Annotated in this window: 27 protein-coding genes; 8 read left to right on the forward strand and 19 right to left on the reverse strand. The window is 71.7% G+C overall.

The features are described from left to right. Positions 1 to 28: 28 nt before the first annotated feature. Positions 29 to 487 (forward strand): MarR family winged helix-turn-helix transcriptional regulator, encoded by a 459-nt coding sequence (locus BLQ62_RS18405; protein WP_068528636.1) that lies wholly within the window; start codon positions 29 to 31, stop codon positions 485 to 487. Here the strand turns inward: BLQ62_RS18405 and BLQ62_RS18410 are convergent, their stop codons facing one another. From BLQ62_RS18410 to BLQ62_RS18420, 3 genes are all read right to left on the reverse strand, one after another. Further along, positions 488 to 1,096 carry a hypothetical protein gene (locus BLQ62_RS18410; RefSeq protein WP_068528632.1) on the reverse strand — a complete coding sequence of 203 codons (609 nt, stop codon included), beginning with the start codon at positions 1,094 to 1,096 and terminating at the stop codon, positions 488 to 490. 70 nt (positions 1,097 to 1,166) lie between these two features. Next, entirely contained in the window at positions 1,167 to 1,823 is a 657-nt protein-coding gene (locus tag BLQ62_RS18415) for a TetR/AcrR family transcriptional regulator (RefSeq protein WP_082756811.1), read from the reverse strand. Positions 1,824 to 1,878: 55 nt separating this feature from the next. After that, positions 1,879 to 3,312: an MFS transporter gene (locus BLQ62_RS18420; RefSeq protein ID WP_414929931.1), complete on the reverse strand. Its 1,434-nt coding sequence runs from the start codon at positions 3,310 to 3,312 to the stop codon at positions 1,879 to 1,881. A gap of 152 nt (positions 3,313 to 3,464) precedes the next feature. Between BLQ62_RS18420 and BLQ62_RS18425 the strand changes: the two genes are divergently transcribed. Beyond that, positions 3,465 to 3,893 carry a MarR family winged helix-turn-helix transcriptional regulator gene (locus BLQ62_RS18425; protein WP_068528629.1) on the forward strand — a complete coding sequence of 143 codons (429 nt, stop codon included), beginning with the start codon at positions 3,465 to 3,467 and terminating at the stop codon, positions 3,891 to 3,893. 3 nt (positions 3,894 to 3,896) lie between these two features. Here BLQ62_RS18425 and tsaD read toward each other — a convergent pair whose 3' ends face one another. From tsaD to BLQ62_RS18445, 4 genes are read right to left on the reverse strand one after another with little or no spacing between them, the layout of a single operon-like run. After that, positions 3,897 to 4,931 carry a tRNA (adenosine(37)-N6)-threonylcarbamoyltransferase complex transferase subunit TsaD gene (gene tsaD / locus BLQ62_RS18430; protein ID WP_068528626.1) on the reverse strand — a complete coding sequence of 345 codons (1,035 nt, stop codon included), beginning with the start codon at positions 4,929 to 4,931 and terminating at the stop codon, positions 3,897 to 3,899. Continuing rightward, the gene (rimI, locus tag BLQ62_RS18435) at positions 4,928 to 5,398 is read right to left on the reverse strand and encodes a ribosomal protein S18-alanine N-acetyltransferase (protein WP_082756808.1); all 471 of its coding nucleotides are present in this window, start codon (positions 5,396 to 5,398) and stop codon (positions 4,928 to 4,930) included. Before rimI ends, tsaD begins: the two co-directional genes overlap by 4 nt. Beyond that, positions 5,391 to 5,966, reverse strand: coding sequence for a tRNA (adenosine(37)-N6)-threonylcarbamoyltransferase complex dimerization subunit type 1 TsaB (tsaB, locus tag BLQ62_RS18440; protein WP_068568089.1), 576 nt, complete (start codon positions 5,964 to 5,966; stop codon positions 5,391 to 5,393). The genes rimI and tsaB overlap by 8 nt, the downstream gene beginning before the upstream one ends. Before the next feature lie 49 nt (positions 5,967 to 6,015). Then, positions 6,016 to 6,642 (reverse strand): TetR/AcrR family transcriptional regulator, encoded by a 627-nt coding sequence (locus BLQ62_RS18445; RefSeq protein ID WP_068568088.1) that lies wholly within the window; start codon positions 6,640 to 6,642, stop codon positions 6,016 to 6,018. An 80-nt stretch (positions 6,643 to 6,722) separates the two neighbouring features. On the opposite strand from BLQ62_RS18445, the gene BLQ62_RS18450 reads away from it, so the two are divergent. Together BLQ62_RS18450 and BLQ62_RS18455 are read left to right on the forward strand one after the other, a co-directional pair. Beyond that, positions 6,723 to 7,079, forward strand: coding sequence for a DUF2834 domain-containing protein (locus BLQ62_RS18450; RefSeq protein ID WP_068568086.1), 357 nt, complete (start codon positions 6,723 to 6,725; stop codon positions 7,077 to 7,079). Beyond that, positions 7,076 to 7,939, forward strand: coding sequence for an alpha/beta fold hydrolase (locus BLQ62_RS18455; RefSeq protein ID WP_068568084.1), 864 nt, complete (start codon positions 7,076 to 7,078; stop codon positions 7,937 to 7,939). Before BLQ62_RS18450 ends, BLQ62_RS18455 begins: the two co-directional genes overlap by 4 nt. Before the next feature lie 46 nt (positions 7,940 to 7,985). On the opposite strand, the gene BLQ62_RS18460 is transcribed toward BLQ62_RS18455, so the two are convergent. After that, entirely contained in the window at positions 7,986 to 10,121 is a 2,136-nt protein-coding gene (locus BLQ62_RS18460) for an HNH endonuclease signature motif containing protein (RefSeq protein WP_139184242.1), read from the reverse strand. A 90-nt stretch (positions 10,122 to 10,211) separates the two neighbouring features. Here BLQ62_RS18460 and BLQ62_RS18465 point away from each other — a divergent pair, with 90 nt between their 5' ends. Next, positions 10,212 to 10,844: a VOC family protein gene (locus BLQ62_RS18465; RefSeq protein ID WP_068568080.1), complete on the forward strand. Its 633-nt coding sequence runs from the start codon at positions 10,212 to 10,214 to the stop codon at positions 10,842 to 10,844. 54 nt (positions 10,845 to 10,898) lie between these two features. On the opposite strand, the gene tsaE is transcribed toward BLQ62_RS18465, so the two are convergent. From tsaE to BLQ62_RS18485, 4 genes are read right to left on the reverse strand one after another with little or no spacing between them, the layout of a single operon-like run. Continuing rightward, the gene (gene tsaE, locus BLQ62_RS18470) at positions 10,899 to 11,354 is read right to left on the reverse strand and encodes a tRNA (adenosine(37)-N6)-threonylcarbamoyltransferase complex ATPase subunit type 1 TsaE (protein WP_068528606.1); all 456 of its coding nucleotides are present in this window, start codon (positions 11,352 to 11,354) and stop codon (positions 10,899 to 10,901) included. Next, the gene (locus tag BLQ62_RS18475) at positions 11,351 to 12,424 is read right to left on the reverse strand and encodes an alpha/beta fold hydrolase (RefSeq protein ID WP_068568078.1); all 1,074 of its coding nucleotides are present in this window, start codon (positions 12,422 to 12,424) and stop codon (positions 11,351 to 11,353) included. Before BLQ62_RS18475 ends, tsaE begins: the two co-directional genes overlap by 4 nt. Next, positions 12,421 to 13,560 carry an alanine racemase gene (gene alr / locus BLQ62_RS18480; protein WP_082756807.1) on the reverse strand — a complete coding sequence of 380 codons (1,140 nt, stop codon included), beginning with the start codon at positions 13,558 to 13,560 and terminating at the stop codon, positions 12,421 to 12,423. Before alr ends, BLQ62_RS18475 begins: the two co-directional genes overlap by 4 nt. Before the next feature lie 13 nt (positions 13,561 to 13,573). After that, the gene (locus tag BLQ62_RS18485; RefSeq protein WP_068568074.1) at positions 13,574 to 14,980 is read right to left on the reverse strand and encodes an NAD(P)H-hydrate dehydratase; all 1,407 of its coding nucleotides are present in this window, start codon (positions 14,978 to 14,980) and stop codon (positions 13,574 to 13,576) included. 37 nt (positions 14,981 to 15,017) lie between these two features. Between BLQ62_RS18485 and BLQ62_RS18490 the strand changes: the two genes are divergently transcribed. After that, positions 15,018 to 15,863 (forward strand): dienelactone hydrolase family protein, encoded by an 846-nt coding sequence (locus BLQ62_RS18490; RefSeq protein WP_068568336.1) that lies wholly within the window; start codon positions 15,018 to 15,020, stop codon positions 15,861 to 15,863. Between the two features lie 25 nt (positions 15,864 to 15,888). On the opposite strand, the gene BLQ62_RS18495 is transcribed toward BLQ62_RS18490, so the two are convergent. The 7 genes from BLQ62_RS18495 to rplM form a co-directional block, all read right to left on the reverse strand. After that, positions 15,889 to 16,071 carry a hypothetical protein gene (locus tag BLQ62_RS18495; RefSeq protein WP_068528588.1) on the reverse strand — a complete coding sequence of 61 codons (183 nt, stop codon included), beginning with the start codon at positions 16,069 to 16,071 and terminating at the stop codon, positions 15,889 to 15,891. A 9-nt stretch (positions 16,072 to 16,080) separates the two neighbouring features. Beyond that, positions 16,081 to 17,724, reverse strand: a complete 1,644-nt coding sequence (locus tag BLQ62_RS23895; RefSeq protein WP_083350818.1) for a hypothetical protein — start codon at positions 17,722 to 17,724, stop codon at positions 16,081 to 16,083. A 3-nt stretch (positions 17,725 to 17,727) separates the two neighbouring features. Continuing rightward, entirely contained in the window at positions 17,728 to 18,024 is a 297-nt protein-coding gene (locus tag BLQ62_RS18505) for a hypothetical protein (protein WP_068568070.1), read from the reverse strand. Positions 18,025 to 18,095: 71 nt separating this feature from the next. Beyond that, on the reverse strand, positions 18,096 to 18,785 hold the full coding sequence (locus BLQ62_RS18510; RefSeq protein ID WP_082756804.1) for an HAD family hydrolase: 690 nt from the start codon (positions 18,783 to 18,785) through the stop codon (positions 18,096 to 18,098). Between the two features lie 41 nt (positions 18,786 to 18,826). Continuing rightward, positions 18,827 to 20,161: a phosphoglucosamine mutase gene (glmM, locus tag BLQ62_RS18515; RefSeq protein ID WP_068528575.1), complete on the reverse strand. Its 1,335-nt coding sequence runs from the start codon at positions 20,159 to 20,161 to the stop codon at positions 18,827 to 18,829. A 98-nt stretch (positions 20,162 to 20,259) separates the two neighbouring features. Continuing rightward, positions 20,260 to 20,763: a 30S ribosomal protein S9 gene (rpsI, locus tag BLQ62_RS18520; RefSeq protein WP_068528571.1), complete on the reverse strand. Its 504-nt coding sequence runs from the start codon at positions 20,761 to 20,763 to the stop codon at positions 20,260 to 20,262. Beyond that, positions 20,760 to 21,209, reverse strand: coding sequence for a 50S ribosomal protein L13 (gene rplM, locus BLQ62_RS18525; protein ID WP_068528568.1), 450 nt, complete (start codon positions 21,207 to 21,209; stop codon positions 20,760 to 20,762). The genes rpsI and rplM overlap by 4 nt, the downstream gene beginning before the upstream one ends. Positions 21,210 to 21,498: 289 nt before the next feature. On the opposite strand from rplM, the gene BLQ62_RS18530 reads away from it, so the two are divergent. After that, on the forward strand, positions 21,499 to 22,836 hold the full coding sequence (locus tag BLQ62_RS18530; RefSeq protein WP_139184243.1) for a hypothetical protein: 1,338 nt from the start codon (positions 21,499 to 21,501) through the stop codon (positions 22,834 to 22,836). A 51-nt stretch (positions 22,837 to 22,887) separates the two neighbouring features. Beyond that, positions 22,888 to 24,306: a hypothetical protein gene (locus BLQ62_RS18535; RefSeq protein WP_068568064.1), complete on the forward strand. Its 1,419-nt coding sequence runs from the start codon at positions 22,888 to 22,890 to the stop codon at positions 24,304 to 24,306. The last annotated feature ends 1 nt before the right edge of the window (position 24,307 follow it).

The following is a 24,307-nucleotide window of genomic DNA, read 5'->3' on the forward strand; positions in this document are numbered from 1 at the left end:
TTGCGCCCGCCCGGTGTAGACTGCGGGCATGAGCGCCACCGGCGACGTCGACACGATCGGCGCGAGCACCTGCACCCCCGCGGACGACGCGTTGGCGGAGCAGTGGCACCGGCTCATGCGCGACTACTCCCGGATGACCTGCGCCCTCGACCGAGCGCTGGCGGAGCACGAGCTGACCTCGTCGGAGTTCGAGGTGCTCGAGCAGCTCGCCCGCGCTCGCACGGCCCAGAGCGGCAAGGTGCGCATGGCCGACCTCGCCGAGCACGTGCACCTCTCGCAGTCGGCCCTGTCGCGACTGGTGGCCCGCCTGGAGAAGGACGGCCTCGCCACCCGCAGCATGTGCGAGAGCGATCGACGGTCGGTCTTCACCGCCATCACCGACGACGGCCTGAGCCGCTACGACGCGGCGCGGCCGACCCAGCGCGCGGTATTGCGCACCGAGTCGGCCGAGTGCGAGATGCGGGACTACCTCTGCGGCGAGGAGTGATCAGCGCACGGTGACGACCTTGCCGGTCATGTCGGCCCACACGGTCTTGGTGCCGCGCGGGCTCTGCACGGTCACCATGCTCCGGATCTCCTCGGTGGCCGGGATGCGCCGGGAGACCGACACGCCCAGGATCTTGCCGCCGTCGAGCTTCGCCGCGCCGGGAGCCGCCGCGATCGCGTCGACGACCGCCTGCGTCTTCACCTCGTCGGACCCGAACGCGTTCTGGCGCAGTGCTTCCTCATCACCACCGTAGTCGACGGGAGTCGACTCACCCTTGACCTCACCGTCGCTGCTCACGTGCCAGGAGTTGAGTTCGGAGGGCTTCTTCGGATCGACGATGTCGACGGTGATGTCGCCTCCGGCGAGCTGGATCTCGGTGATCCGCGCGGGCTTCTTCCCACTCCTGGTCGCCGCCGCGTCGATGATCTTCCGCAGGCTCGCCGGGGTGATCTCCGTCAAGCCCTTCTCCGTGCGGTCCGCCGCCCGATCCTTGGCGTCCTTGATGGAGGTGGGCGCGGTGTCCTTGCTGGTGCTGCTGCACGCGGCACCGGACAGGGCGGTCACGGCCACGAGTGTTGCGGCCAGGGTCTTGACGATCCGAGAGGACATGGTTGCTCCTTCATGAGCGAGTGGACAGGGGGCTGCCGGCACTCGAACCATATCGCAACTCGGAGTTGCATTAACTTTCGGGCGCGGGACCCCCGGGCCGGAACGCCCCGGCACGCGCGGCCGCGGCCGTGGCCGCGGCGGCCTGTCCGGCGAGGGCGTCGTCCAGCGCACCGCCCGAGAGCAGCAGCCGGAAGTAGATCGGCGCGACGAGGTAGTCGATCGTGTCGTACGGATCCGTCCCCGCCGGCACGTCACCCCGGCCGACGGCGCGCTCGATGATCGCCGCCGACAGCGGACGGCGGCTCGCGAAGATCTGCTCCCGCACGGCGGAGACGCCGTCGAGCGCACCGGCGTCCGACGTGAACAGAGCGCGCAGCACGCGACCCGAGGGACCGGCGACGACGCCGATCACCCCCTCCGCGTAGCGCCGCAGATCCCGCTCCAGGCTCCCGGTGTCCTGCGGTTCGACGGGCACGGCGGTGAACGCGGCGAGCGCGGCCACCAGCAGTGAGTCGCGATCCTCCCAGCGCCGGTAGATCGTGGTCTTGTGCACGCCCGCGCGCCGGGCCACGCCGGGGACGGTGAGCCCCGCGTAGCCCACCTCCACCAGCTCCGCGAGCACCGCGGCGAAGACCTCCGCCTGCACGCGCGCACTGCGCCCGCCGGAGCGACGGCGGATCTCGCCGCCCTCGCCCGTGCCCGGCTGCCCGCCTTCGCGATCGCTCATGGCGCCAGTATCACAGCCGACGGCCGCCGGCACCGGGCTCGACGCGCGGAGCGGCCTACTGCTGCGCCGCCGGCTTCGGGATCAGCAGCGCGATGACACCCGCGAGCAGCGCGGCCACGGCGGCGACCACGAAGATCGTCTCGAAAGCGCCCTGGGTCGGGATCACGTGCCCGCCCATCGTCACGGACTTGGCGGAGATGATCGCGGCGGCGACGGCCGAACAGATCGTCGTGCCGAGCGAGCGCATGAGCGCGTTGAGGCCGATGGCCGCGCCGGTCTCGTTCTGCGGCACGGACGACATGATGATCGTCGGCATGGCGGCGTAGGCGATCGCGACGCCGACGGTGCCGACGATCGACGCGAGCGAGAGCTTCCACGCGGCGTCCATGAGGAAGTAGGCGAGCACGTAACCGCCGGCCACCACGAAGGCGCCGATCGCGAGAGTCGCTGCGGGGCCGATCTTCTTGATCAGGATGCTCGAGACCGGCGCGAAGATCATCATCATGATGCCGCCGGGCATCATCCACAGCCCCGCCTCGAGCATGCTCTTGCCGAGGCCGAATCCGGTCGACGTGGGGTACTCCATGATCTGCGGGACGCACAGCATCATCGCCATCATGCCGAAGCCGATGGTCACGGTCGCGATGTTGGTGATGAGCACGCGGGGCCGCGCCGACGTGCGCAGGTCCACCAGCGGATCGTCGTGGCGCAGTTCGTAGAAGCCCCACGCGAGCAGCACGATCAGGCCGCCGACGAGCAGGCCGAGGGTGGTCCCGGACGTCCAGCCCCAGTCGTTGCCCTTGGAGACCGCCACGAGGGTCGCGACCAGTCCGACGGCGAGGCCGATCGAGCCGATCACGTCGATGCGGCCGCCGACGCCGGGGGCACCGTCGGGCAGCACGAACACGACGGCGGCGAGGATGAGCGCGGCGAGCACCGTCGAGACCCAGAACAGCATGTGCCAGTCGTAGGTCTGCGCGATCCACGCCGAGAGCGGCAGGCCGATGGCGCCGCCGACACCGAGAGTGGCGCTCATGGCGGCGACGGCGGTCGCGGTCATCGCAGGCGGGGTGACCTCGCGCATCATCGAGATGCCGACCGGGATGAACGCCATGGCCAGGCCCTGCAGCACGCGGCCGAGCAGCATGAGCAGCAGGCCGTCGGAGAGCGCGGCGGCGAGCGAACCACCCACGAGCAGAACGGCACTGAGGATCAGCACCCGGCGCTTGCCGATCATGTCGGCCAGGCGGCCGCCGATGGGCATGGCCACCGCAGCCGCGAGCAGCGTGGCGGTGATGACCCAGGAGGCGTTCGCCGTCGAGGTGTTCAGCAGCTGCGGCAGCTCGGGCTGGATCGGGATCACCAGCGACTGCATGAGCGCCGCGACCATGCCGCCGAAGCACAGGATGATCACGGTCACGAGCGGATGGTTCCGGCGGGAGCCGCTCACTGCGAGCGCGCCCTCCTCCGTACTAACGGTGCTGGTCACGAGGACCGCCTCTCGACGTGGGGGAACGATTGAATGTGTGTAACATACATATCGTTGAACTGTGCAACCATATGCCTCGAGTCCGCACCGTGCAACACGGACATTCCACCGGCCTGACAGAATCGGCGGATCGACGCCTCGAGGGAGGAACCATGGACGACGCGGCGCGCCGCCTCGAGCGGGAGATCAACGCCCTCGGGCGGCACATGCGGGCGCGCCCGCGCTCGATGGAGCTGCACCTCGACCGGTCCGCGTACCTCGTCCTCCTGCTGCTCGACTACGCCGGGCCGAGCACGCTCAAGGAGATCGCGCACGAGCTCGAGCTGGAGCAGTCCACCGTGAACCGGCAGGTCAACAAGGCCATCGAGCACGGGCTGCTCGAAGCCGACGGTGCGCTCTCCGGCCCGAAGCGCATCCGCGCGACCGCGGCGGGGCGGGCGGCCTTCCAGCGCGACCGCGACGTCAAGCTGCGTGGCATCGGCTCGATCATGGCCGACCTCGAGGAGAGCGATCGCGAAGCGCTGATCTCCGGCCTCACCGCGCTGAACGCGGCCCTGGCCGCCCGCGCCGGGGAGCCCTGAGCCTCAGAGCTTGGTCAGGGTGACCGACAGCCCCGGGTCGGTCGCGGCACCGAGGTCCGTGGGCGTGGGATCGGCATCGATGACGTGCGCACCGAGCGCCGCGATCATGACGCCGTTGTCGGTGCACAGCCGCGGCTTCGGCACGCGCAGCTCGATGCCCGCCGCATCGCACCGCTCCTGCGCCAGCGAGCGGATGCGGGAGTTGGCGGTGGCACCGCCGCCGAGCACCATCGTCTCGACACCCACGTCCTGCGCGGCGCGGATCGCCTTGAAGGTCAACACGTCCGCGACGGCCTCCTGGAACGAGGCGGCGATGTCCGGCACGTTCAGCGGCCGGCCCGCTGCGTTCTCGGCCTCGACGTGCCGCGCGACGGCCGTCTTGAGCCCGCTGAAGGAGAAGTCGTGGCGTGCGTCCTGCTGCCGGGTCATGGCCCGCGGGAAGCGGATCGCCTGCGGGTCGCCCTCGCGCGCGAGCTGATCGATCACCGGGCCGCCGGGATAACCGAGGCCGAGGAGGCGGGCCACCTTGTCGAAGGCCTCCCCCGCGGCGTCGTCGACGGTGGTGCCCAGCTCGGTGATCGGCGCGCCCAGGTCGCTCACGTGCAGCAGGTGCGTGTGGCCGCCGGAGACGAGCAGCGCGACGCACGGCGGCATCGGGCCGTGCTCGAGGGTGTCGACGGCGACGTGGCCGCCCAGGTGGTTGAGGCCGTAGAAGGGGACGTCCCACGCCGCCGCATACGCTTTCGCGGCCGCGACGCCCACGAGCAGGGCGCCCGCGAGCCCGGGGCCGATGGTGACGGCCAGCGCGTCCGGCCGCTCGACACCGGCCTTCGCGAGGGCGCGATGCATCGTCGGGACGATCGCCTCGAGGTGCGCGCGCGAGGCGACCTCGGGCACCACGCCGCCGTACCGGGCGTGCTCGTCCTGCGAGGAGGCGACCTCGTCGGCGAGCAGTCGCGCGGTGCGGGACTGCGGATCCCACTCCACGATGCCGACGCCGGTCTCGTCGCACGAGCTCTCGACACCCATGACGATCATCGCTGTCCCTGCGCTTCCCGCTTCATCGTGTAGGCATCGGCCCCGGAGGGCCGGTAGTAGTTCTTCCGCACCCCGACGGTGGCGAATCCGTTGCGCTCGTAGAGCGTCCGCGCCGGGTCGTTGTCGGTCCGCACCTCCAGGAAGACGGCGCCGCCGTGTCGGTCGGCCTCGTCGAGCAGGGTGCGCAGCAGCGCGTACCCCACTCCCCCGCCCTGGTACTCGGGATCGACCCCGATGGTGAGCACCTCCGACTCGGGGAAGAAGGTGTTGCCCAGCAATCCGATTCCCGCGTAGCCGACGAGCCTGCCGTCCGCGGCCTCGTCCCGCGCGGCGAAGAAGCGGGTGTGCCGCTCGGGCGTGAACGCCGAAGCGGGCCAGGGGCTGTCACCCTCGAAGAGGACGGTCTCCAGCTCCGCGCAGCGCTGCGCCTCGTCGGGCCGCAGCTCGCCGATCACGATGTCAGGCACGGGCGGCCATCTCGACGGCGTCGGGGCGGCGCAGGTACAGCGGCACGAGCGGCTGCGGCTCGGTCCCGAGCAGGTGCGCGCCCACCGCGACGAGACTCTCCGGGGTCGGCGATCCCTCGACGGTGCGCGCGCCCTCGGTCTCGAGCTCGGCGGGCTTGATCACGCCCGGGCCGGCGGTGCGGACACCGTCGGTGTAGCGGGCCCAGTAGACCTCCTTGCGGCGGGCATCGGTGACCACGACGACGTCCCCCGCCTCCCCGTGCGCGATGGCGTCGAGGCTGCACACGCCGTGCACCTCGATGCCGAGCGCGTCGCCGAACGCGGCGCCGGTGGCCATGCCGACGCGCAGCCCGGTGAACGGGCCAGGGCCGCAGCCGACGATGACCGCGCCCAGGTCCTCGCGGCGCAGTCCCGCCTCGGCGAGGCACTCGAGCAGATACGGCACGAGCACCTCCGCGTGGCCGCGGGCGTGGACGCGGTCGCGGCGGGCGAGAACCGCGCCGGTCGCGGAGTCGACGATGCCCACGGTGAGCGCCGGCGTGGCGGTGTCGAGGGCGAGGACGTACATACCTGCAGGTTACCGCCTCGCCGCCGCCCGCCCGAAATCCGCGGGACGCTCACCCCGGCCGCATCAGTCCCCGGACGAACTGAGCGATCACGGCGCGCACCTCGGCCAGCGCCGCGTCCCGGTCGTCGGCCCGGGTGACGTAGAGCGCGGATTCGTCGAGCATGCCCAGGATGACGTGGGCGAGCGGCCGGACGGGCTGCGCGGCCATCCAGTCCCGCTCGATCGCCCGGGCGATGAGCCCCTCGATCACGGCGAGCCCGTACTTCTCACCGCGGGCGCGCCAGCCCTCCCAGCCGAGGACGGCGGGCGCGTCGATCATCGTGATCCGCGTGATGCCGGGCGCCGCGATCGCCTCCATGAAGGCGTCGACCGCGAGCAGCATGGTCTCCACCGGATCCAGCTCCCCCGCCGCGAGGACGGCCTGCGCGGCGCCGGCGATGGTCTCCTCCTCGACCGCATCGAAGACCGCCTCGAACAGGCCGCGCTTGTCCCCGAACTGGTGATAGAGCGCGCCGCGGGTGACGCCCGCCGCCTCGACGATCGCCTGCGTACCGACACCGGCGTAACCGTGCTCGGCGAACAGGGCGCGCGCCGCGACGATGAGTGCCGCGCGGGTCGCGGCGGTGCGCTCCGCCTGGGTCCGGCGGCCTCCCCGTCCCTCACCATTGACTTCCATACAGGGTGCACGTAACTTTCATACCGAGTGCTCGTAACTGACGCTCCGACCCTAGCCCGCGACTCCCCGAAGGGCGCGCCATGCGGTGGTTCTACCTGGTCATGATGGTCATCGGCACGGCGGTGCCGTGGATCTTCTTCGGCGGCTTCTTCGCCGCCGAGGGACTCGACCTGCCCCTGTTCGTGACGAGCCTGTTCCCGAACGGCGCGGCGGCGGGGTTCACGGCCGACGTGCTGATCTCGATCGTCGTCTTCCTCGCCTGGTCGGCGACGGACGCGCGCCGGCTCGGTGTGCGCCGCTGGTGGCTGGTGCTGCCCGCGACGTGCCTCGTCGGGCTTTCACTCTCGTTCCCGCTGTATCTCTACCTGCGCGAGACGCGTCCCCGCCCGGAGGGCACCGGCGCCGCCGCGGCCGCGCCGACAGGAGTTCCCGCATGAGCCTCGCCTCGCTACCGACCGGCACCGTCGACTTCCACGTCTACGGCCCCGAGACCTCCGACCACCCGCCCGTCCTGTTCGTGCACGGCGTGCTCGTCGACCTGCAGCTGTGGGACCGCGTGGCGGGCGCCCTCGGCGCGGCCGGCCACCGCTGCTGGTCGGTCACCTGGCCGCTCGGCGCGCACCGCATCGCCTGCCCCGCAGCCGTGGCCGGCGGCGCGCGCGGCATCGCCCGCATGATCGCCGACTTCATCGAGGACCAGGGCCTGCAGGGCTGCACCCTGGTGGGCAACGACACCGGGGGCGCGATCTGCCAGTACCTGCTGCACGAGAGACCCGAGCTGATCGGCCGGGTCGTGCTCACCGATTGCGACGCCTTCGACGTCTTCCCGCCGCAGCCCTTCGCAGCGCTCTTCGCCCTGTTCCGGCGGCGCGCGCTCATCCGGCCGTTGATGTCCACGATGCGCTCGACCGCGTTGCGGCACTCGCCGATCGGATTCGGCCTGCTCGTCACCGACCCCGACCCGGGCGTCACCGCCTCGTGGGTCCGTCCCACGCAGGTGGCCGCGAAGATCCGTGCCGACCTCGCGACGCTCCTGGCCGGACTCGACCCGTCGGACCTGGCGCGGATCTCGCCGACGATGCGCGAGTTCCCCGGTCCGGTCACCCTCGTCTGGGGCATGGCCGACCGCGCGTTCACGCCGGCGCTGGGCCGACGGCTCGCCGCCGCGTTCGGGGACGCCCGGCCGGGCGGCGCCCTGTTCGTCGAGGTCGACGGTGCCCGCACCTTCGTCTCCCTCGACGAGCCGCAGGCCGTGGCGCGGGCGATCACCGGGATCGCCGCTCTCCCCGCGCGGTAGGCCGCACCCGGGAGGGCTCGCCCGATGACCACGATCGCGCCGCCCGTCAGAAGGGCGGGGGTCCGTCCGGCGGCGGGTGGTGTGCGGGGACGCCTCCGGCGAGGACCGCTTCGAGCCGCTGCTCGACGGTGCTGACCGCCGCGCGCTGCCGGTCGAGGGCCTCCAGGTGCGCGGCGCGGAGCCCTTCGCGCCGGTCGTGCTCCTTCTGCAGCCGCGTCGGTCCGCCGGGCGCGGGAGGTGCGCCGGCGTCGCCTCGGGCGGGCGGCGTAGTCCAGGCGATGCGGGCCAGGTCGGGGAACAGCGCCAGGACGGTGCGCGTGGGTGCGACGACGATCCGCCGGCCAGTGGGTCCGATCCAGAGGATGCGGCCGTCGGGCAGGCGGGCGTCGGTCCACAGGCCCGCCGTCTTGAGCTGGTGATGCGGCACGCACAGCGGCTGGCCGTTGCCCGCAGTAGTGGCGCCACCGCGCGCCGGGTCGCGGTGGTCGTACTCGCGGGAGTGGTCGATCTGGCAGCGGGAGGCGGGGCGGGTGCACAGCGGGAACACGCAGCGCGGGTAGAGCAGCGTGAGGTAGCGGATCAGATCGGCGGAGAAGCGGTAACCACCGCTGCCGCGTGCGATCACCAGCGCCCGCAGGCTCACGGCGCCGGAGAACGGTCGTGCGGGTTCCACAGTCGGCGTGGATGATTCCGCCACCCCGAGCGATGCGGTCGACTCGGACGATGCGGCCTGGTCGGATGCTGCGATCGGATCGGGCGCTGCGGTCTGGTCGGGCGCTGCGATCGGATCGGGCGCTGCGATCGGATCGGGCACTGCGGTCTGATCGGGCACTGCGGTCGGCTCTCCAGCGCCGCCCCGGCCGGTCGCGGGCAGAGCTGTGCCCTGGCGGTCGGCAACCCCGACGACGCCCGCGTGGCAGCAGCGTGCGGCGAGCAGGATGCCACCGGGCACGCGGTGGGTGATGTCGACGCCGGCCCCACGGAAGCGCGGTGATCGCGGAGGTCGATTCGGACTCGCGGGTGCGGGCGTCGACGTCGGGACGGCATCCGGCAGCACGGCGCCCGGGTCGGTGGCATCCGAGTCGGTGGGACCGGACGGCGACGCGTCGGGCTCGTCGGTGGCGGGGAGCTCGTCGCCGAAGGGTCGGAGCACCGCGTCGTCGCGGGCGGCGAGGTCGCGGGCGTGCTGAGCGGTGACCGGGCCGTGCCCGATCAGGTACCCCGCATCGGTGTTCTGCGGATCGGCGAGGGTCTTCTCGTTGACCACCACCTGGATCAGGGTGCGGTACCGGATCACCACGCGCCCGCCCTCATCGTCGAACCCGTCGTCACCGACAGCGCGCGGCTCCTGCAGCGGGCAGCCCGGCACCGCGCACCAGCAGCCCAACGTCGCGTAGCCGCGGGCCAGCATCATCAGCCCGTCCGCCCTGCGCTGCGGCACCGTGCGCGGATCCGATTCGCACACCGTGGCGGCGATGTCGTCCACCCGCACCCCGAGCTCACGCCCCTCGTGCGCGGTCAGCAGCGCGTACGCGGCGGCCATTCCGTCCTCCGCCGGGCGGAACGTGACCCGACGATCCTCCTCCGCCATGCGCCGGCGACGCTCCGCCGCGACGGGATCGATCTCGTACACGATCCGATCCGCCGCCTCCCGCAACGCCGGCACCGACACCAGCGCCAGCGGATCCTCGGTCAGCAGAGCAGCGAGCCGCTCGTCGAAATCGATCGCCTGCCCCGAGGCCAGGGCGCGGGCGCGACCGAGCGCCTCCATCCCACCGCGCGGCGAGAGCACGTTCCGCCCGATCAGGGCGAACACGCGCGGCAGGCGTTCGACGAAACCCACCGCCTGTTCGATGACGGTCTCGGTCGCGGCGGGGCCGATCCGCAGCACCACCGACACCTCCGCCTTGACCGCCTCGTACGCGAGCGAGAGCTCCCGGCGCACGGCGTAGAAGTCCGCGCCGACGATCGGGTCCGACGACAGGAACGCCGACTCCCGCTCCCCGTACCGGTCGCGGAACAGCGCGTACACCGCAGTCATCGTGCGGCAGAAGGCGACGTTCTCGCACCGTCGTTGCTCGAGCAGCGCCGCCTCCAACGTCGTCGAACCCACTGCGCCCTTCAGCAACCCCCGGGGCACCAAGGCCTCCGGGAGGTTCGCCAGGGCGCCGGATCCGTTCATGTTTTCATCGTACGTCAGTTCGATGAAATAGCAAGGGGCGAACATCGCAGATCCGTCGAACTTGTCGGTGCAGGGGAGCACCATGGAGTCATGAGCGAGAACACTGACCCCCTCCCCGACTGGGCACCGCTCGTCCACGGACTGCGCACCCGGTTCCGCACCCGCGACTTCGCCGCCGGGCTCGAGCTGGTCACGGCCTTCGCCGCCGAGGCGGAGGCGGCGAACCACCACCCCGATCTCACGCTCCGGTACGGCACCGTCGACGTGCTGCTCTACAGTCACGACGCCGGCGGCGTCACGGACCGCGACCGGCGGCTCGCCGCGCGGTTCTCCGAGATCGCCCGCGAGCGGGAGGTCAGCGCGAACCCCGGTGAGTCGTCGGTGGTCGAGCTCGGCCTGGACACCGCGGATGCGGCGCGGATCGCCCCCTTCTGGTCGGCGGTGCTGGGGGCCGAGATCCAGGAGGACGACGGCGATCTCGAGATCCGCGCGCACGGTGCCGACGCGATCCTGTGGTTCCAGCACACCGAGCCGCATGAGACGCCCCGACAGCGCTTCCACCTCGACGTCTGGGTCGATCCGCGCGAGGCGCGGGGCCGCATCGAGGCCGCGGTGGCCGCAGGTGGCCGGCTCGTCTCCGCCGAGCACGCGCCCAGTTTCTGGGTGCTCGCGGACCCCGACGGCAATCACGCGTGCATCTGCACCGCGACCGGGCGGTCCTGAGGCCCGCCCGCACGACGGCACCCCCGCCTGCGCGCGAGAAGAGAGGGCGCCGGGTCAGGCCCCGTCGGACCAGGCCCAGGTGACGGTGCGGACGTCGGTCCCCTCGGCGCGGCGCAGCCGCACCATCAGGTGCCTGTCGGTCAGGCGCTCGGCCACGCCCTCGCCCCACTCCACGACCACGACGCAGTCCTCCAGATCGGTGTCGAGATCGAGCGCGTCGAGCTCGTCGAGACCACCGAGCCGGTAGGCGTCCACGTGCACCAGCCCCGCGCCGCCCGGCGTCCCGGCGCGGTGCTCGCGCGCGATGATGAACGTGGGCGAGGAGACCCGCCCCGTCACGCCGAGTCCCGCCGCGATGCCGCGGGTCAGCGCGGTCTTCCCCGCCCCGAGCGGACCGTCGAGGATCACCAGATCGCCGGCCCGTAACTGCGCGGCGAGCTCGCGGCCCAGCGCCTCGGTGTCCTCGACCTCGGGCAGCACCCGCTCTCCGCCCGGCAGCGCGGCGCTCACGCGGGCACCGCCCGCGCCACCAGATCGGCGATCGCCCGCGCCACCCGCGGCGCCGATTCCAGGATGAGCATGTGGCCCGTCTCGGTGAGCACGATCAGCTCCGAGTCCAGCTCCTGCGCGAGCGCTTTGGACTTGCGCAGCGGCGTCATCCAGTCGTGGTCGCCGCAGACCACGGAGGTCGCGATGCGGCGCAGCACCGGCAGAGCGGCGCGCTCGTCGTAGTCCTCGAGCGCCGGCATGAACCCCGCGTACGTGCCGAGCGGTGCGGACAGGCTCATGGTCGAGGAGAAGTCGGTCATCGTCGCGCTGCGATCACCCGGAGCGTAGGCACCGGCGGTGACGAACGGCGTCGCGAGCGGCCTGATCGCATCACGGCCCCGGCCCACGACCGAGGGCAGGAAGCGGATCGCGGCGCGGACCACGTCGAGAACCGGATTACGCAGCGCGGCAGCCAGTCCCACGTCGGTGAGCGCGTGCGAGGCCGTGCCCAGCAGCGACGCGCCCACGACGCGCGGCCCGATCAGCTCGGGGAACCCGGTCGCGAGCGCGCAGATCGCCATCCCGCCCATCGAGTGGCCGACCAGCACGACGGGCCCTTCGGGGACGAGGGTCCGGATGACGGTGGCGATGTCGTCGCCCAGCAGGCCGACGGTGCTCTGTTCGGGCGTGCACGCGCCGGAGTCGCCGTGCCCGCGGCAGTCGGGGAACACCATGCGCACGTCGTCGCCCCACCGCGCCTGCAGAGCGTTGCGCACCAGGACCCACGATCCCGTGCGCAGCGTGAACCCGTGGACGAACAGCACCGTCATCGGGGCGGAGCGGGGGCCGACTTCGCGGACGTGCAGCGGCACTCCGTCGGAGCTCATGACGATCGATTCGCGGTCGGCGCGGAAGACCAGATCATCGGGCGCGACGGGGTCGTCACCCGCGCCGCGCACGCCCAGAGCCCGTGCTGCAGCGGCGATCCCGGTCAGCGCCGCGACGGCGACACCGGTGCCCAGGCCCGCGAGCAGCGCGGGACCGGGCATGCGCTCGGGAATGTGGATGCGGCCACGGCTCTCGTCGTTCACGGCTCCCCCGTGTACGTCCGCACCGAGCGCCCGCGCACTCCGGTGAGGACCTCGTAGTCGATGGTGTCGAGCATCTGCGCCCAATCGGACGCGCGGTCCGCGGCGGGCGCGTCGCCGAAGAGCACGGCGGTGTCGCCCTCCGCGACACCGCCACCGTCGGGCCCGAGATCGATCACGCTCTGGTCCATGCAGACCCGGCCGACCTGCGGGAAGCGGCGGCCGCCGATCGCCACCTCGAAACGACCGCTGAGCGGTCGCCACACGCCGTCGGCGTAGCCCGCGGGGATCAGTCCCACCACGGTGTCGCGGGGCGCGATCCAGCTGTGCCCGTAGCTGACCCCGTCGCCCGCGCGGATCCGCTTGATCAGGATCACCGGCGCGGCGAAGGTCATCACCTGCCGGAGTCCGAAGTCCCTGCCGGGCACCGGGATTCCGCCGTAGAGCGCGATGCCGGGACGGACCAGGTCGAAATGCAGGTCCGGCCGGGTGAGGGCCGCGGCCGAGTTCGCGGCGTGCACGAGGGTGGGCGCCAGGCCGTGCGCGCGGGCATCGGCGACGGTGGCGGCGAGTGCATCGCGCTGCACGTCGAGGAACGGGTGCTCCGGTTCGTCACCGTGCGCGAGGTGGGTGAAGACGCCCTGCAGGTGGACGTGGCCGGCGCGCTCGGCGGCGACGAGGGCATCGCGGACCTCGACCCACTCGGCGGCGGAGACGCCGTTGCGGCTGAGTCCGGTATCGACCTTGACGTGCACGACGGCGGGCCGGCCTACGTCCCGCGCCGCGGCCACGACATCGGCGAGCTGGCGCGGCGAGCTCACGCCCAGTCGCACGTCGGCGTCGATGGCCCGCTCGTACCCGCTCGTGCTGAGCCAGCTCAGCAGCGGGACGGTGACGCCGCCCTCGCGGAGAGCCACGGCCTCGTCGACGGTGGTCACGCCGATCTCGGTGGCGCCGCCGGCGAGCACCGCGCCGGCGACGGGCAGCGCGCCGTGGCCGTAGGCGTCGGCCTTGAGCACCGCCATCGTCGCGGCGCTCGGCGCGTGCTCGGCGACGATCCGCGTGTTGTGCGCGACCGCGCCCAGGTCGATCTGCGCGGTGAGGTGCTCCAGGCCGGACGCGGGAATCGATGTCTTCATGGCGCTGCTCAGCCTAGCCGCGCAGCACGTCGCGCAGGACGCCCGGCACCGCGGCGCTGATCGCCGCAGCGTGCGTCGGGGCGCCGTCGGCGGCGCGGGCCGCGGCCAGGCCGTGCACCCGCGCGGCGCAGGCGGCGGCGTCGAGCGGCGCGAGTCCCGAGGCGAGCAGCTTGCCGATCAGGCCGGTGAGCACGTCGCCGGAGCCGGGCGTCGCGGCCCACGACGAGCCGGCCGTATCGGCCACGGCGGCGCCGTCGGGCGTGGCGATCACGGTGACGTGCCCCTTGAGCAGCACCGTCGCATCGAACTCGCGCGCCGCCTCGCGGGCGGCGGCGACCCGGTCGTTGCCCACCGGGCCGACCAGCCGGGCGAACTCACCGGCGTGCGGAGTGAGCACCGCCGGGGCGGTGCGGCCGGCCAGCAACCCCGGGTGCTCGGCGAGCAGCGTGAGCGCGTCCGCGTCGAGCACCGTCGGGAGGTCCTGGTCGAGCACCTGGGCCAGACGGTCCGCGGCGGCACCGTCGGTCCCCATCCCCGGGCCCGCGGCCCAGGCCTGCACCCGCCCGGCACCGGCGACGTCGTCGCTCGCGACGGCCTCCGGCCGGGCGGCGAGCACCGCCTCACGGGCGGAACCGGCGTAGCGGACCATCCCGGACGTCGCGCGGATCGCCGCGCCGGTGGCCAGCACCGCGGCCCCCGGGTACGCGTCGCTCCCGGCGACGACGCCGAGTACGCCGAGGCTGTACTTGTCGTCGGCGGGGCCGGGGACGGGCCAGAGAGCGGCGACGTCGGCGTCGTCGTAGGCGCGCAGTTCGCCCGGTCCGGGTGCGAGCCCGATGTCGACGAGCTCCACCCGGCCGCAGTGAGCGGGCGCGAGCGCGTGCACGGGCTTGAGCACGCCGAAGGCGACGGTGACCGCGGCGGAGACGGCCGGGCCGTGCACGACGCCGGTGCGCACGTCGACGCCGGACGGGGTGTCGGCGGCGACGATCGGCGCGGTGATCGTCGCGACGAGGTCCGCGGCTCCGGGGCGGAGCGCCCCGCGGGCGCTGATCCCGACGATGCCGTCGATCACCAGGTCGGGACGGGACGGCGCGACGACCACCCGGCCGCCCGCGCGGCGCAGGGCCCGTAGCCCGGCGGGATGCGCGCGGTCGGCGGCGAGCAGGACAGCCTCGACGGCGACGCCCCGACGACGCAGGTAGGCCCCCGCGAACAGCGCATCGCCGCCGTTGTCGCCGGAGCCGACGAGCAGGGTCACGCGGCGCCCGGCCGTGCCGCCCGTGCGGGCGACGAGCTCCTGCGCACAGACCCGCGCCAGGCCGTACGCGGCGCGACGCATGAGCGCACCGTCGGGCAGGGAGGCGAGGAGGGGAGCCTCCGCCGCACGCACGGAGTCGGGATGGTGATAGTGCCGCACGCCGCCACGGTACGGCAGATCGGCTAACGTGAGCGGCGTGACGGATGCGAACAAGCTGGTGAAGCAGTTGCAGCGCCGCGGGCCGCACCGCGTGCTCAAGGGCGACCTGGGCGTCGCGGGTCTGCCCGGCGTGATCTACACGCCCGAGAACGGGTCGAACCTGCCTGCGGTGGCGTTCGCGCACGACTGGCTCACCCCGCCCAAGCGCTACGCCAAGACGCTGCAGCACCTCGCCTCGTGGGGCCTGGTGGTCGCGGCCCCGGACACCGAGGGCGGCGTGCTCGGCTCGGACGGACGTCTCGCGATCGACCTGGGCACCGCGCTCGACGTGATCACCGAGGTCCGCCTCGGCGACGGCGACATCACCGTCAACAAGGCCAAGCGGGCCGTCGTCGGCCACGGCTGGGGCACCGGCGCGGCACTCATCGCCGCCGCCGCGGACACGCGCATCGAATGGCTCTCGGCCCTCTTCCCCGCGCCCACGTCGCCGCAGGCCGAGAAGGCCGCGACCGAGACGCACGCGAACGCGCAGATCCTCGGCGCACCGGGCGACGAGCACTCGATGTCCTCCAACGCCGGTGTGCTCTCGCTGCGCTACGCGGGACCGACCGAGCTGCGGATCGTTCCGGGCGCCGAGCCCGGCGGGCTCGCGGAGGGCATCTCGCTGCGCGGGGCGCTCGGCGCCGGCGGGTCCGACAAGTCGACGCAGAAGATGGTGCGCGCGCTGCTCACCGGCTACCTCCTCGGCGGGCTCGCCGAGGACAAGGACTACGCGATCTTCACCGAGGTCGGAGCCGATCTGGGCGACAGCTCCTTCGTCTGGGATCCGAACGCCGAGCCCGAGCAGCCCAGCGCACTGCAGCGCCTGCGCAGCCTGGTCTGATCCTCCTCCCTCGGCTCCCGCCGCGTCAGTAGGCGGTGAGCCAGGACCGCTGCTCCTCGGCGCGCGGGATCACCGCGATCGGCTGGGTGATCTCCGCGGGTTCCGGCGCGACGCCCGTGACGCGCAACAACTCGTCGAACAGGTCGCGCCGCTCGGCGATCCGCACCGCGCGGGCGTGGTCCTCCGGATCGGGGTTCCTACTGCTCATCTCGACCTCCTAGGTTCCACTGACCGCGAACTCCGCACCGGTGCCCGGTGCGGCCGGCGCCTCGGGCGGGCACGGCTCTTCCGCCGGCGCCGAGCCCTGCCCGCCGCCGTTCGGGGGCTTGGACGGGGCACCCGCCGGGGCCGGGGGCACGACGGTCGACGGTGTCGCGCCGCCGGTGTTCGAGCCCGTCGCCTCCGAGGACGACGGTGCGCCCGGGGCAGTGCCGTTCGCCGTGGTCGTCGCGGGGGTCGCGCCGCCCGCCGACGGCGTGGCGCCACCGGTCTTCGGGTCGTCCTTGGCAGCTCCGTCCTTGCCCGCTCCGTCCTTCGTCTCGCCGTTCTTGGCCGCGCCGTCCTCGGCCGTGCCCTCGAGGGGCTTACCGGTCTTCGGATCGACGGGGGTGAGCTTGCCGTCCTCGCCGACCTTGAGCGTCACCTTCTCCGTCGTGCCGTCCGGCTTCTTGGCGGTGACCTCGACGGTCTTCCCGTCGGGGCTCAGTGTCGCGGTGATCGTGCGGCCGAGCGCGTCGGTGCCCAGCACCTTCTCGCCCTTCGCGTCCTTCTCCCCGTCCTTACCGGCCGCGTCCTTGTCCGCGTCCTTGCCGTCCTTGTCCTTCTCGCCCAGGCCCATCTGCTCCGCGATCTTCGGGAGGAGCTGCGAGAGCCACGAGGAGTCCTTGCCCGTACCCGAGCTCGGTGTCGCGCTCGACGGGGTGCTCGCCGCAGGGCTGGTCGACGTGGGCGTCGTGGTCGGGCTCGTCGTGGTGGGGCTGGTGGTGGGACTCGTCGCCGTCGGACTCGTCGTCGTGGGTGTCGTGGTGGTGGGCGTCGCGGTGGACGGGGAGCCCGTCGACGGCGATCCGCCGCCGGTGCCACCGCCTCCGGTGCCGCCACCGCCGTTCCCACCGCCGCCGTTGCCGCCGCCGCCGTTCCCACCACCGCCAGTCGGAACATCCGTGCCGGTGATCTGCTGGAAGGACGGTGCCGGGAACGCCGATGTGTCGACGCCCTTCGCCGCGGCGGGAACGGTGGCGTACGCCGCCTCGATCGCGGAGCTCGCGGTCGCGCATGCCTTGTTGAACGTGACGAGATCCTTCCCCAACTGGTTCTCGAATCGAATTCGCAGATTGTTGAGCTCGATCGCGGTCATGACGCCGTTCGTGAGCGCCCCCAGAACCGTCATCTTGAGGCCGCTCCCCCAGCCGATGTTGAATTCCTTCGTCGAGAATTCGCTGAGGGCCGCGACCTTGGCCGCCACTGCCGCAACCACCGCGTCCGGGACCGATTCCGCCGCCGTCGCTGTGCGGTCCAGCACTTCCGCGACGCCTGCGCTGCGCGCCTGATGGGTGTTCAGCGTGGTGACGGCGGCTCGGCCAGCGCTGTCGGGCCACGAGGTCTGGACATTGGTCCGCGCCGTCGCCTGGTCGGTCACGGCCTGGCCCGCTGCTGTCGCCTGCTGCCGCAGCATGACCGCATCACCGCGGAGCGAGTCGAGGCTTATGCCCCGCTCGTTGTCGTAATTGCGGCAGACGTGATCGCGCCAGTCGGGCCACGTCCGGAACGAAATCCATTTCGCGATGTCCAGCATGTCCTTGAAGTACTGCAGACATGCCGATCCTCCGTCGAGCATCGCATCAACGGTCTTCTCCGCCACGGATCACGCTCCGTTGACAGTGTCGGCACCGTTGTCGTCAGTGGTGACGTGGGCGCTCGCCGAACCCGTGAGTCCGGTCCCACATGCACGCGAACCCACTTGCCACGCGTCGACACCCTTCGCGAGACTCTCCATCGTGGAGGCGTAGGCGGCCCCGTGCGACTGGTACTTCCGCCCGAAGTCACTGGCCTCCGCTGTGAATCCGCGAACCCGGCTCGCGACGGTGCCGAGGTTGTCCGCCACCGTGGAGTAGTTGCCGCCGGCCTTGGCGACCGCGGCCGTGTCGATCTTCGTGCCCATGGCGATCCCCCATCGCTCGAGTCCCCTTACTCATTGGACGCACGAGCGATCGGATCGGTTCCGAGAGATTCTCAGATCACGCCGGCGGCGCGGACGGCGCCGAGCAGGCCCGCGGGGCGCGCGTCGACGGGCAGCGGTTCGACCTGCGCGAACCCGCACCCGATCTCCTGTGAGGCACCGTCGGCCTCCGCGCTGTCGCCGACCATCAGCACGCGCTCCGGCGGCAGCCCGAGGGCGGCCGAGGCGACCCGGAAGACCTCGAGGTCGGGCTTGGCGTGGCCCACCTCGAAGGAGAGCACGAACTCGTCGACGAGGTCCTCGATGCCCGCGCGCGCGAAGGCCGGGCGGATGTCGTAGCCGATGTTGGAGAGCACGCCCACCTTCAGGCCGGCGTCGCGGGCGGCGCGCAGCACGACCTCGGTGTCGGGGTAGATCGTCCAGTTCAGCGGGTTGGAGAACTCGCCGTACAGACGCTCGCGCTCGCCCTCGTCGGCGACGCCCGAGTGCTCCAGGATGTGCAGGTACGCGCCGCGGTGGTCGGCGGAGGAGAGGTCCCGCGCGTGCCAGGTGCGCAGCGCCTCGCCCTCCATCGGGACGGGCGGGCCGACGGGCACCGTCATGCGGTGCAGCAGCTCGCGCTGCGCGGCGTCGTCGAGCGGTCGCCCGTCGTCGGCCACGAGCCCGGCGAACCACTGCGGGTCCGGCTCCAGGCGGAACAGGGTTCCCGAGAAGTCGAACAGCACACCCTCATAACCGGTCATAGCCACACGCTACCGGTTATGAAAACGTTTCGAGAGCGGGCTCAGGAAATGAGACCGGCCAGCCGCTCCGCGGTCCCGCGGGCGACCTCCTCGGTGGGCGCCTCGACCATGACGCGCACCAGCGGCTCCGTGCCCGACGGGCGCAGCAGGATCCGGCCGGCCTCGCCGAGCGCGGCCTCCTCGGCGGCCAGCGCCGCCGCGAGATCGGACGAGGCCATGGCCGCCGCCTTGTCGATCACCTTGACGTTCACGAGCACCTGCGGCAGCACGGTGAGCACCGAGGCCAGCTCGGCCAGCGACGAGCCCGTCTGCGCCATCCGCTCCATGAGCTTGAGCCCGGTGAGCACACCGTCGCCCGTGGTGCCGAGCGCCGGCAGCACGACGTGACCGGACTGCTCGCCGCCCAGGGCGTAGCCGCCGGTGCGCAGCTCCTCGAGCACGTACCGGTCCCCCACCGCGGCGGTGCGCAGGGTGATGCCCGCGGCCTTCATCGCCAGGTGCAGGCCCAGGTTGCTCATGACCGTGGCGACCAGGGTGTGATCGGTGAGCTCGCCCGCCTCGTCCATCGCGATGGCGAGGATCGCCATGATGGCGTCACCGTCGACGATGCGGCCGGCGGCGTCGACGGCCAGGCAGCGGTCGGCGTCACCGTCGTGCCCGAGGCCGAGGTCGGCGCCGTGCTCGAGCACCGCGGCCTGCAGGCTCTCGAGGTGCGTCGAGCCGCAGTCGCGGTTGATGTTGAGGCCGTCGGGCGCGTCGTGGATCGCGACGACGGTGGCGCCGGCGTCGCGGTAGGCCTTGGCCGCCACCGTCGATGCGGCGCCGTTCGCCGCGTCCACCACCACGGTGAGGCCGGCGAGCGAGTGGTGCACCGCAGCCTCGAGGTGGGCGACGTACCGGTCGACGGCATCGAAGGCGCGCGTGACGCGGCCGATCTTCGCACCCGTCGGGCGCGGCGGGGCCGGGTCGTCGAGGGCGAGCTCGATGGCGTTCTCCTGCGCGTCCTCGAGCTTGTGCCCGCCGCGGGCGAAGAACTTGATGCCGTTGTCCGGCATGGGGTTGTGCGAGGCGGAGATCATCACGCCGAGCGCGGCGTCGTACTCCGCCGTCAGGTGCGCGACGGCCGGCGTGGGCATGACGCCGACGAGCATCACGTCGACTCCCGCGCTGGTCAGGCCCGCCGATACCGCTGCGGAGAGCATCTCCGACGATGCCCTCGGGTCCCAGCCGACGACGGCGAACGGACGGGAGTCACCGTCGAGGTCGTGCGCGCCGAGCACCGCCGCCGCGGCCGCGGACAGGCGCAGCGCCAGATCGGCGGTCAGATCCTTGTTGGCCAGGCCGCGCACACCGTCGGTCCCGAACAGTCGCCCCATGGGTCATGTACCTCGCAGAGAAAGAGAAAGTGTCACCGAACGAGACCAGGGCAGGCGCCCGCACGGATGCGGGTGCCTGCCCTGGTGAAAGCCTGCAATCAGCGCTTGCTGTACTGCGAAGCCTTACGGGCCTTCTTCAGGCCGTACTTCTTGCGCTCGACGGCACGCGGGTCACGCGTGAGGAAGCCGGCGCGCTTGAGCGCGGGGCGATCCTCGGGCGAGACCTCGATCAGCGCGCGGGCGATGGCGAGGCGCAGGGCGCCGGCCTGGCCCGACGGGCCGCCACCGGTGAGGTTGGCGGCGATGTCGAAGGACTCGAGGCGCTCAACGGTGTTCAGCGGGTCCTTCACCAGCTGCTGGTGCAGCTTGTTGGGGAAGTAGTCCTCGATGGTGCGGCCGTTCAGCACGAAGTTGCCGGTGCCGGCGGTCAGGCGCACGCGCACGACGGCCTCCTTGCGGCGGCCGACGGTCTGGATGGGGCGCTCGACGACGACCGGGCCACGGGGGGCGCGGGTCTCGGCAGCGGCCTCAGGGGTCTCCGAGGTGTACTCGTTCGGAACGACCTCGGCGTCGGACTCGTTGTTCTCGATCGTGTCGCTCACTGCTGCGCCACCTGCTTGATCTCGTAGGGAACCGGCTGCTGCGCGGTGTGGGGGTGGTTCGGGCCGGCGTAGACCTTCAGCTTGCCGCCGATGGCGCTGCCCAGCTTGTTCTTCGGGATCATGCCCAGAACAGCCTTCTGCACCACGCGCTCCGGGTTCTTGGAGCCGAGCACCTCACCGACCGAGCGCGAGCTCAGGCCACCCGGGAAACCCGAGTGACGGTAGTGCCGCTTGTCGGTGAGCTTGGCGCCCGAGAGGGCGACCTTCTCAGCGTTGATGATGATGACGTAGTCGCCGCTGTCCACGTTGGGGGCGTAGGTCGGCTTGTGCTTGCCGCGCAGCAGGTTGGCAGCTGCGACGGCGAGGCGGCCGAGCACCACGTCAGATGCGTCGATGACGTGCCACTGGTGGGTCACGTCACCCGCCTTCGGGGTGTAAGTAGGCACAGGAGATCCTCTGCTCGATGGTTCGGTGCCGGTCCCATGCGTGGCGAGAGCACCCCCGGCGACCAACGGAGACCCGGGACTCGACTCCGCACCGCCCCCGAAGGGCAGCACGACGCCACACACCAGCGGACCAGAGTACGCGGGTGCCCACCCGCAGGTCAAAACGTCGCCGACGGTGCGCGCGGGCAAACCCCGGCACGGGGTCAGGGACCGAGGGTGCCGGAATCAGGGTCTACTCCCGGGTCTTGCCCGATGTGTTGTGGTCTTTCGACGAAATAGCGTCCCCAGTATGACTTTTTCGACCGTGGCGGCGCCACCAGCGCCCGAGCCCGAGACCACGACCCCACGCTGGAGCACCGCCCAGCTGATCGCGTTCCGACTGCTCTTCACCGCGGGCGGCGGACTACTGATCCTGTCGGTCTTCGGCAGCCTGCAGTTCGCTCCCGTGATGTCGGTCGTCCAAGGCCCGTTCGCGCGGGTCGGCGCGCTCGCGACCGGCACCGACGTACAACTCCCCGAGCTGAACAGCTCCGGCGATTCTTTGGGAATCTGGCAGTACCACATCGGTTGGGCGGTGATCGCGGTCCTGATCACCGCGGTATGGACGATGCTCGATCGCGGCCGGTCCGACTACCGCAGCCTCGGCGGGTTGCTCTGGCAGGTGGGCCGGATCGCGCTCGCCAGCGGCATGATCTTCTACGGCATGGCCAAGGCCATTCCCACGCAGATGGCCTTCATGGAGCTGCCCACGTACGCACTGCAGCCCGCCGGCGACATCAACCGCATGAACATGCTGTGGGGGTTCATGGGCGCTTCGGACGGCTACTCCATCGTGACCGGCCTCGTCGAACTGCTCTCGGGCGTCCTACTGCTCTCCCGCCGCACCTGGATCCTGGGCGCCCTCGGTTCGATCGTCTCCATGGTGCAGGTGCTCCTGATGGACACCTTCTACAACGTGCCCGTGAAGTTCCTCTGTTTCGAGTTCCTGCTCATCGCGGTCGTATTGCTCGCGCCGCAATGGCTCAATCTGATCCGCGCCGCCCTCGGGCGGGCGACCGGACCGATGCCCGCCGTATGGTCCGCTGCCGGGGCCGACCGAACCTGGCTGCGCCGCACCGGGAAGACCCTCTCCGCACTCGCCGTCGTCGCCATCACCGGGGTCAGCCTGGCCGCCGGGATCATGATGAAGGCCGCGCTCGCGGAGACTGCGAGCGACCTGGACGGCACCTGGCACGCGACGTCCTTCCGCGTGGACGGCCGAGAGGCGACGCTCGCCGACGATCCCGCGTGGATCAACGTGGCCATCACCCACCGCGGGCGTGGACTATGGAAGGCCGCAGGAGACAGCTACACCTCGCTCGTCACGCAGGACTCCGCGGCGCGGGTCACCCCCTGGCTCCTCGCCGTCGACGACACCACGCTCACGGTCAAACCCCGCAAGGCCGGAGCCGAGACCGTCCTGCAGTACACGCAGCCCCGGGCCGATCGGCTCACCCTCTCCGGTCGCGTGGACGGGCGCGAGATCGCCGCGGAGTACGAGCGGCGCCCGATGGCGCGGCAGTCCGAACGAATCCTGTTCACCCACCCGGTACCGGACCAGGATGTACCGGTGTTCAACTTCCCCTGACCCGCCCGGATATCGCTAGGAGGGATCGTGAGTCACACTTACGATGACGACATGAGCGAGCCCCAGCGCCCCACGGAATCGATCGGACCGGCCGCCTCGGCGCCCCTGTCGGTGTCGCCGCCGTTCGCGGCGGCACCGCCCGGCCCACCCGCCCCTCCCGTGCCGGAGCCCCGGTGGTCGAGCGCGCAGAAGCTGGCCTTCCGGCTGCTGTTCGTCATCGGCGGCGGGTTCCTGGTCCTCTCGATCTACGGCAACCTCGGACTGAGCATCCTGTGGTACTTCTCCGGGATCTTCTGGACCCTCGCGCAGATCGGGAGCTATCTGACGCGAGGCCAGGGCGTCGACGTGTTCCTCTCCAACAACGGTGATCCGCTGTGGGTCTGGTGCTGGCACCTGGGTTGGATCGTCGTGAGTCTCGTGATCGTCGCGATCTGGACGTTCCTCGACGGGGCTCGCCCGAACCACCGTTCGCTCCTGGGACTGCTCGGCGTGTTCGCCCGGGTCGGGCTGGCACTCACCATGATCAAGTACGGGCTGATCAAGGTTCTGCCCACCCAGATGGGTTTCATGATCCTGCCGACCTACCAGATGCAACTCACGGGCGACACCAGCCTGTTCAACACGTTGTGGGGCTTCATGGGAGCCTCGACCTGGTACTCGGTGGCGACAGGACTGGTGGAGGTCGCCGCCGGGGTCCTGTTGCTGTGGAAGCGGACCTCACTCCTCGGCGCACTGCTGGCCGTCGTCGCCGCGGCGCAGATCTTCCTCCTCAACTTCTTCTACGACGTGCCGGTCAAGATCGTCGCCACCGAGCAACTCCTCATCGCCCTCGCGTTGACGGCGCGCTACTGGCCGAACCTGCTCGACGTCGGCCTCAATCGCCCGGTCCGCGGACCGGTGTCCGATCTACCGGTCGCCGGTGCCCGCCGATCCGGTCTCCGCATCACCGGCGTGACGGTCAAGTACGTCTTCGCCGCGTACCTGGTGATGGCCGGAGTGGGGAACGGGATCCTCGGGGTCTACATCATCCACACGCCCCGGACGCCGCTCGACGGCGAATGGCGAGCGACCTCGTTCACCATCGACGGTGCACCGGCCGGGCTGACGCAGCGCGATCCCGCACCGTGGAGCACTCTCGCGATCACGATGCGCGGCTCCGACTCGCCCGCCATCAAGCCGGTCGCGGAGTCGTACGACAGCGTCGTCACGCAGGAACCGTCCGGCTACATCACCTCCTGGCTACTGGAGGCCAAGGGCGACGTGCTCGAGCTCCGCAAGCGGAAGGGAGATGCACCACTACTGCTCACGACGCGAGTCGACGGCGATACCTTGCACCTTTCCGCGACGGTGAACGGCAAGCGCATCGAGGGCGACTACGCACGGCGGTTCATGGAACGCGACCGCTCGCACTTCCGACTCATCCAACCCGACGGGGCCACCGACCCCCTTCCGGGCCAAGGAGGTTCATGAG

The sequence above is a fragment of the Tsukamurella pulmonis genome (assembly GCF_900103175.1).
GTDB classification, from domain to species: Bacteria; Actinomycetota; Actinomycetes; order Mycobacteriales; family Mycobacteriaceae; genus Tsukamurella; species Tsukamurella pulmonis.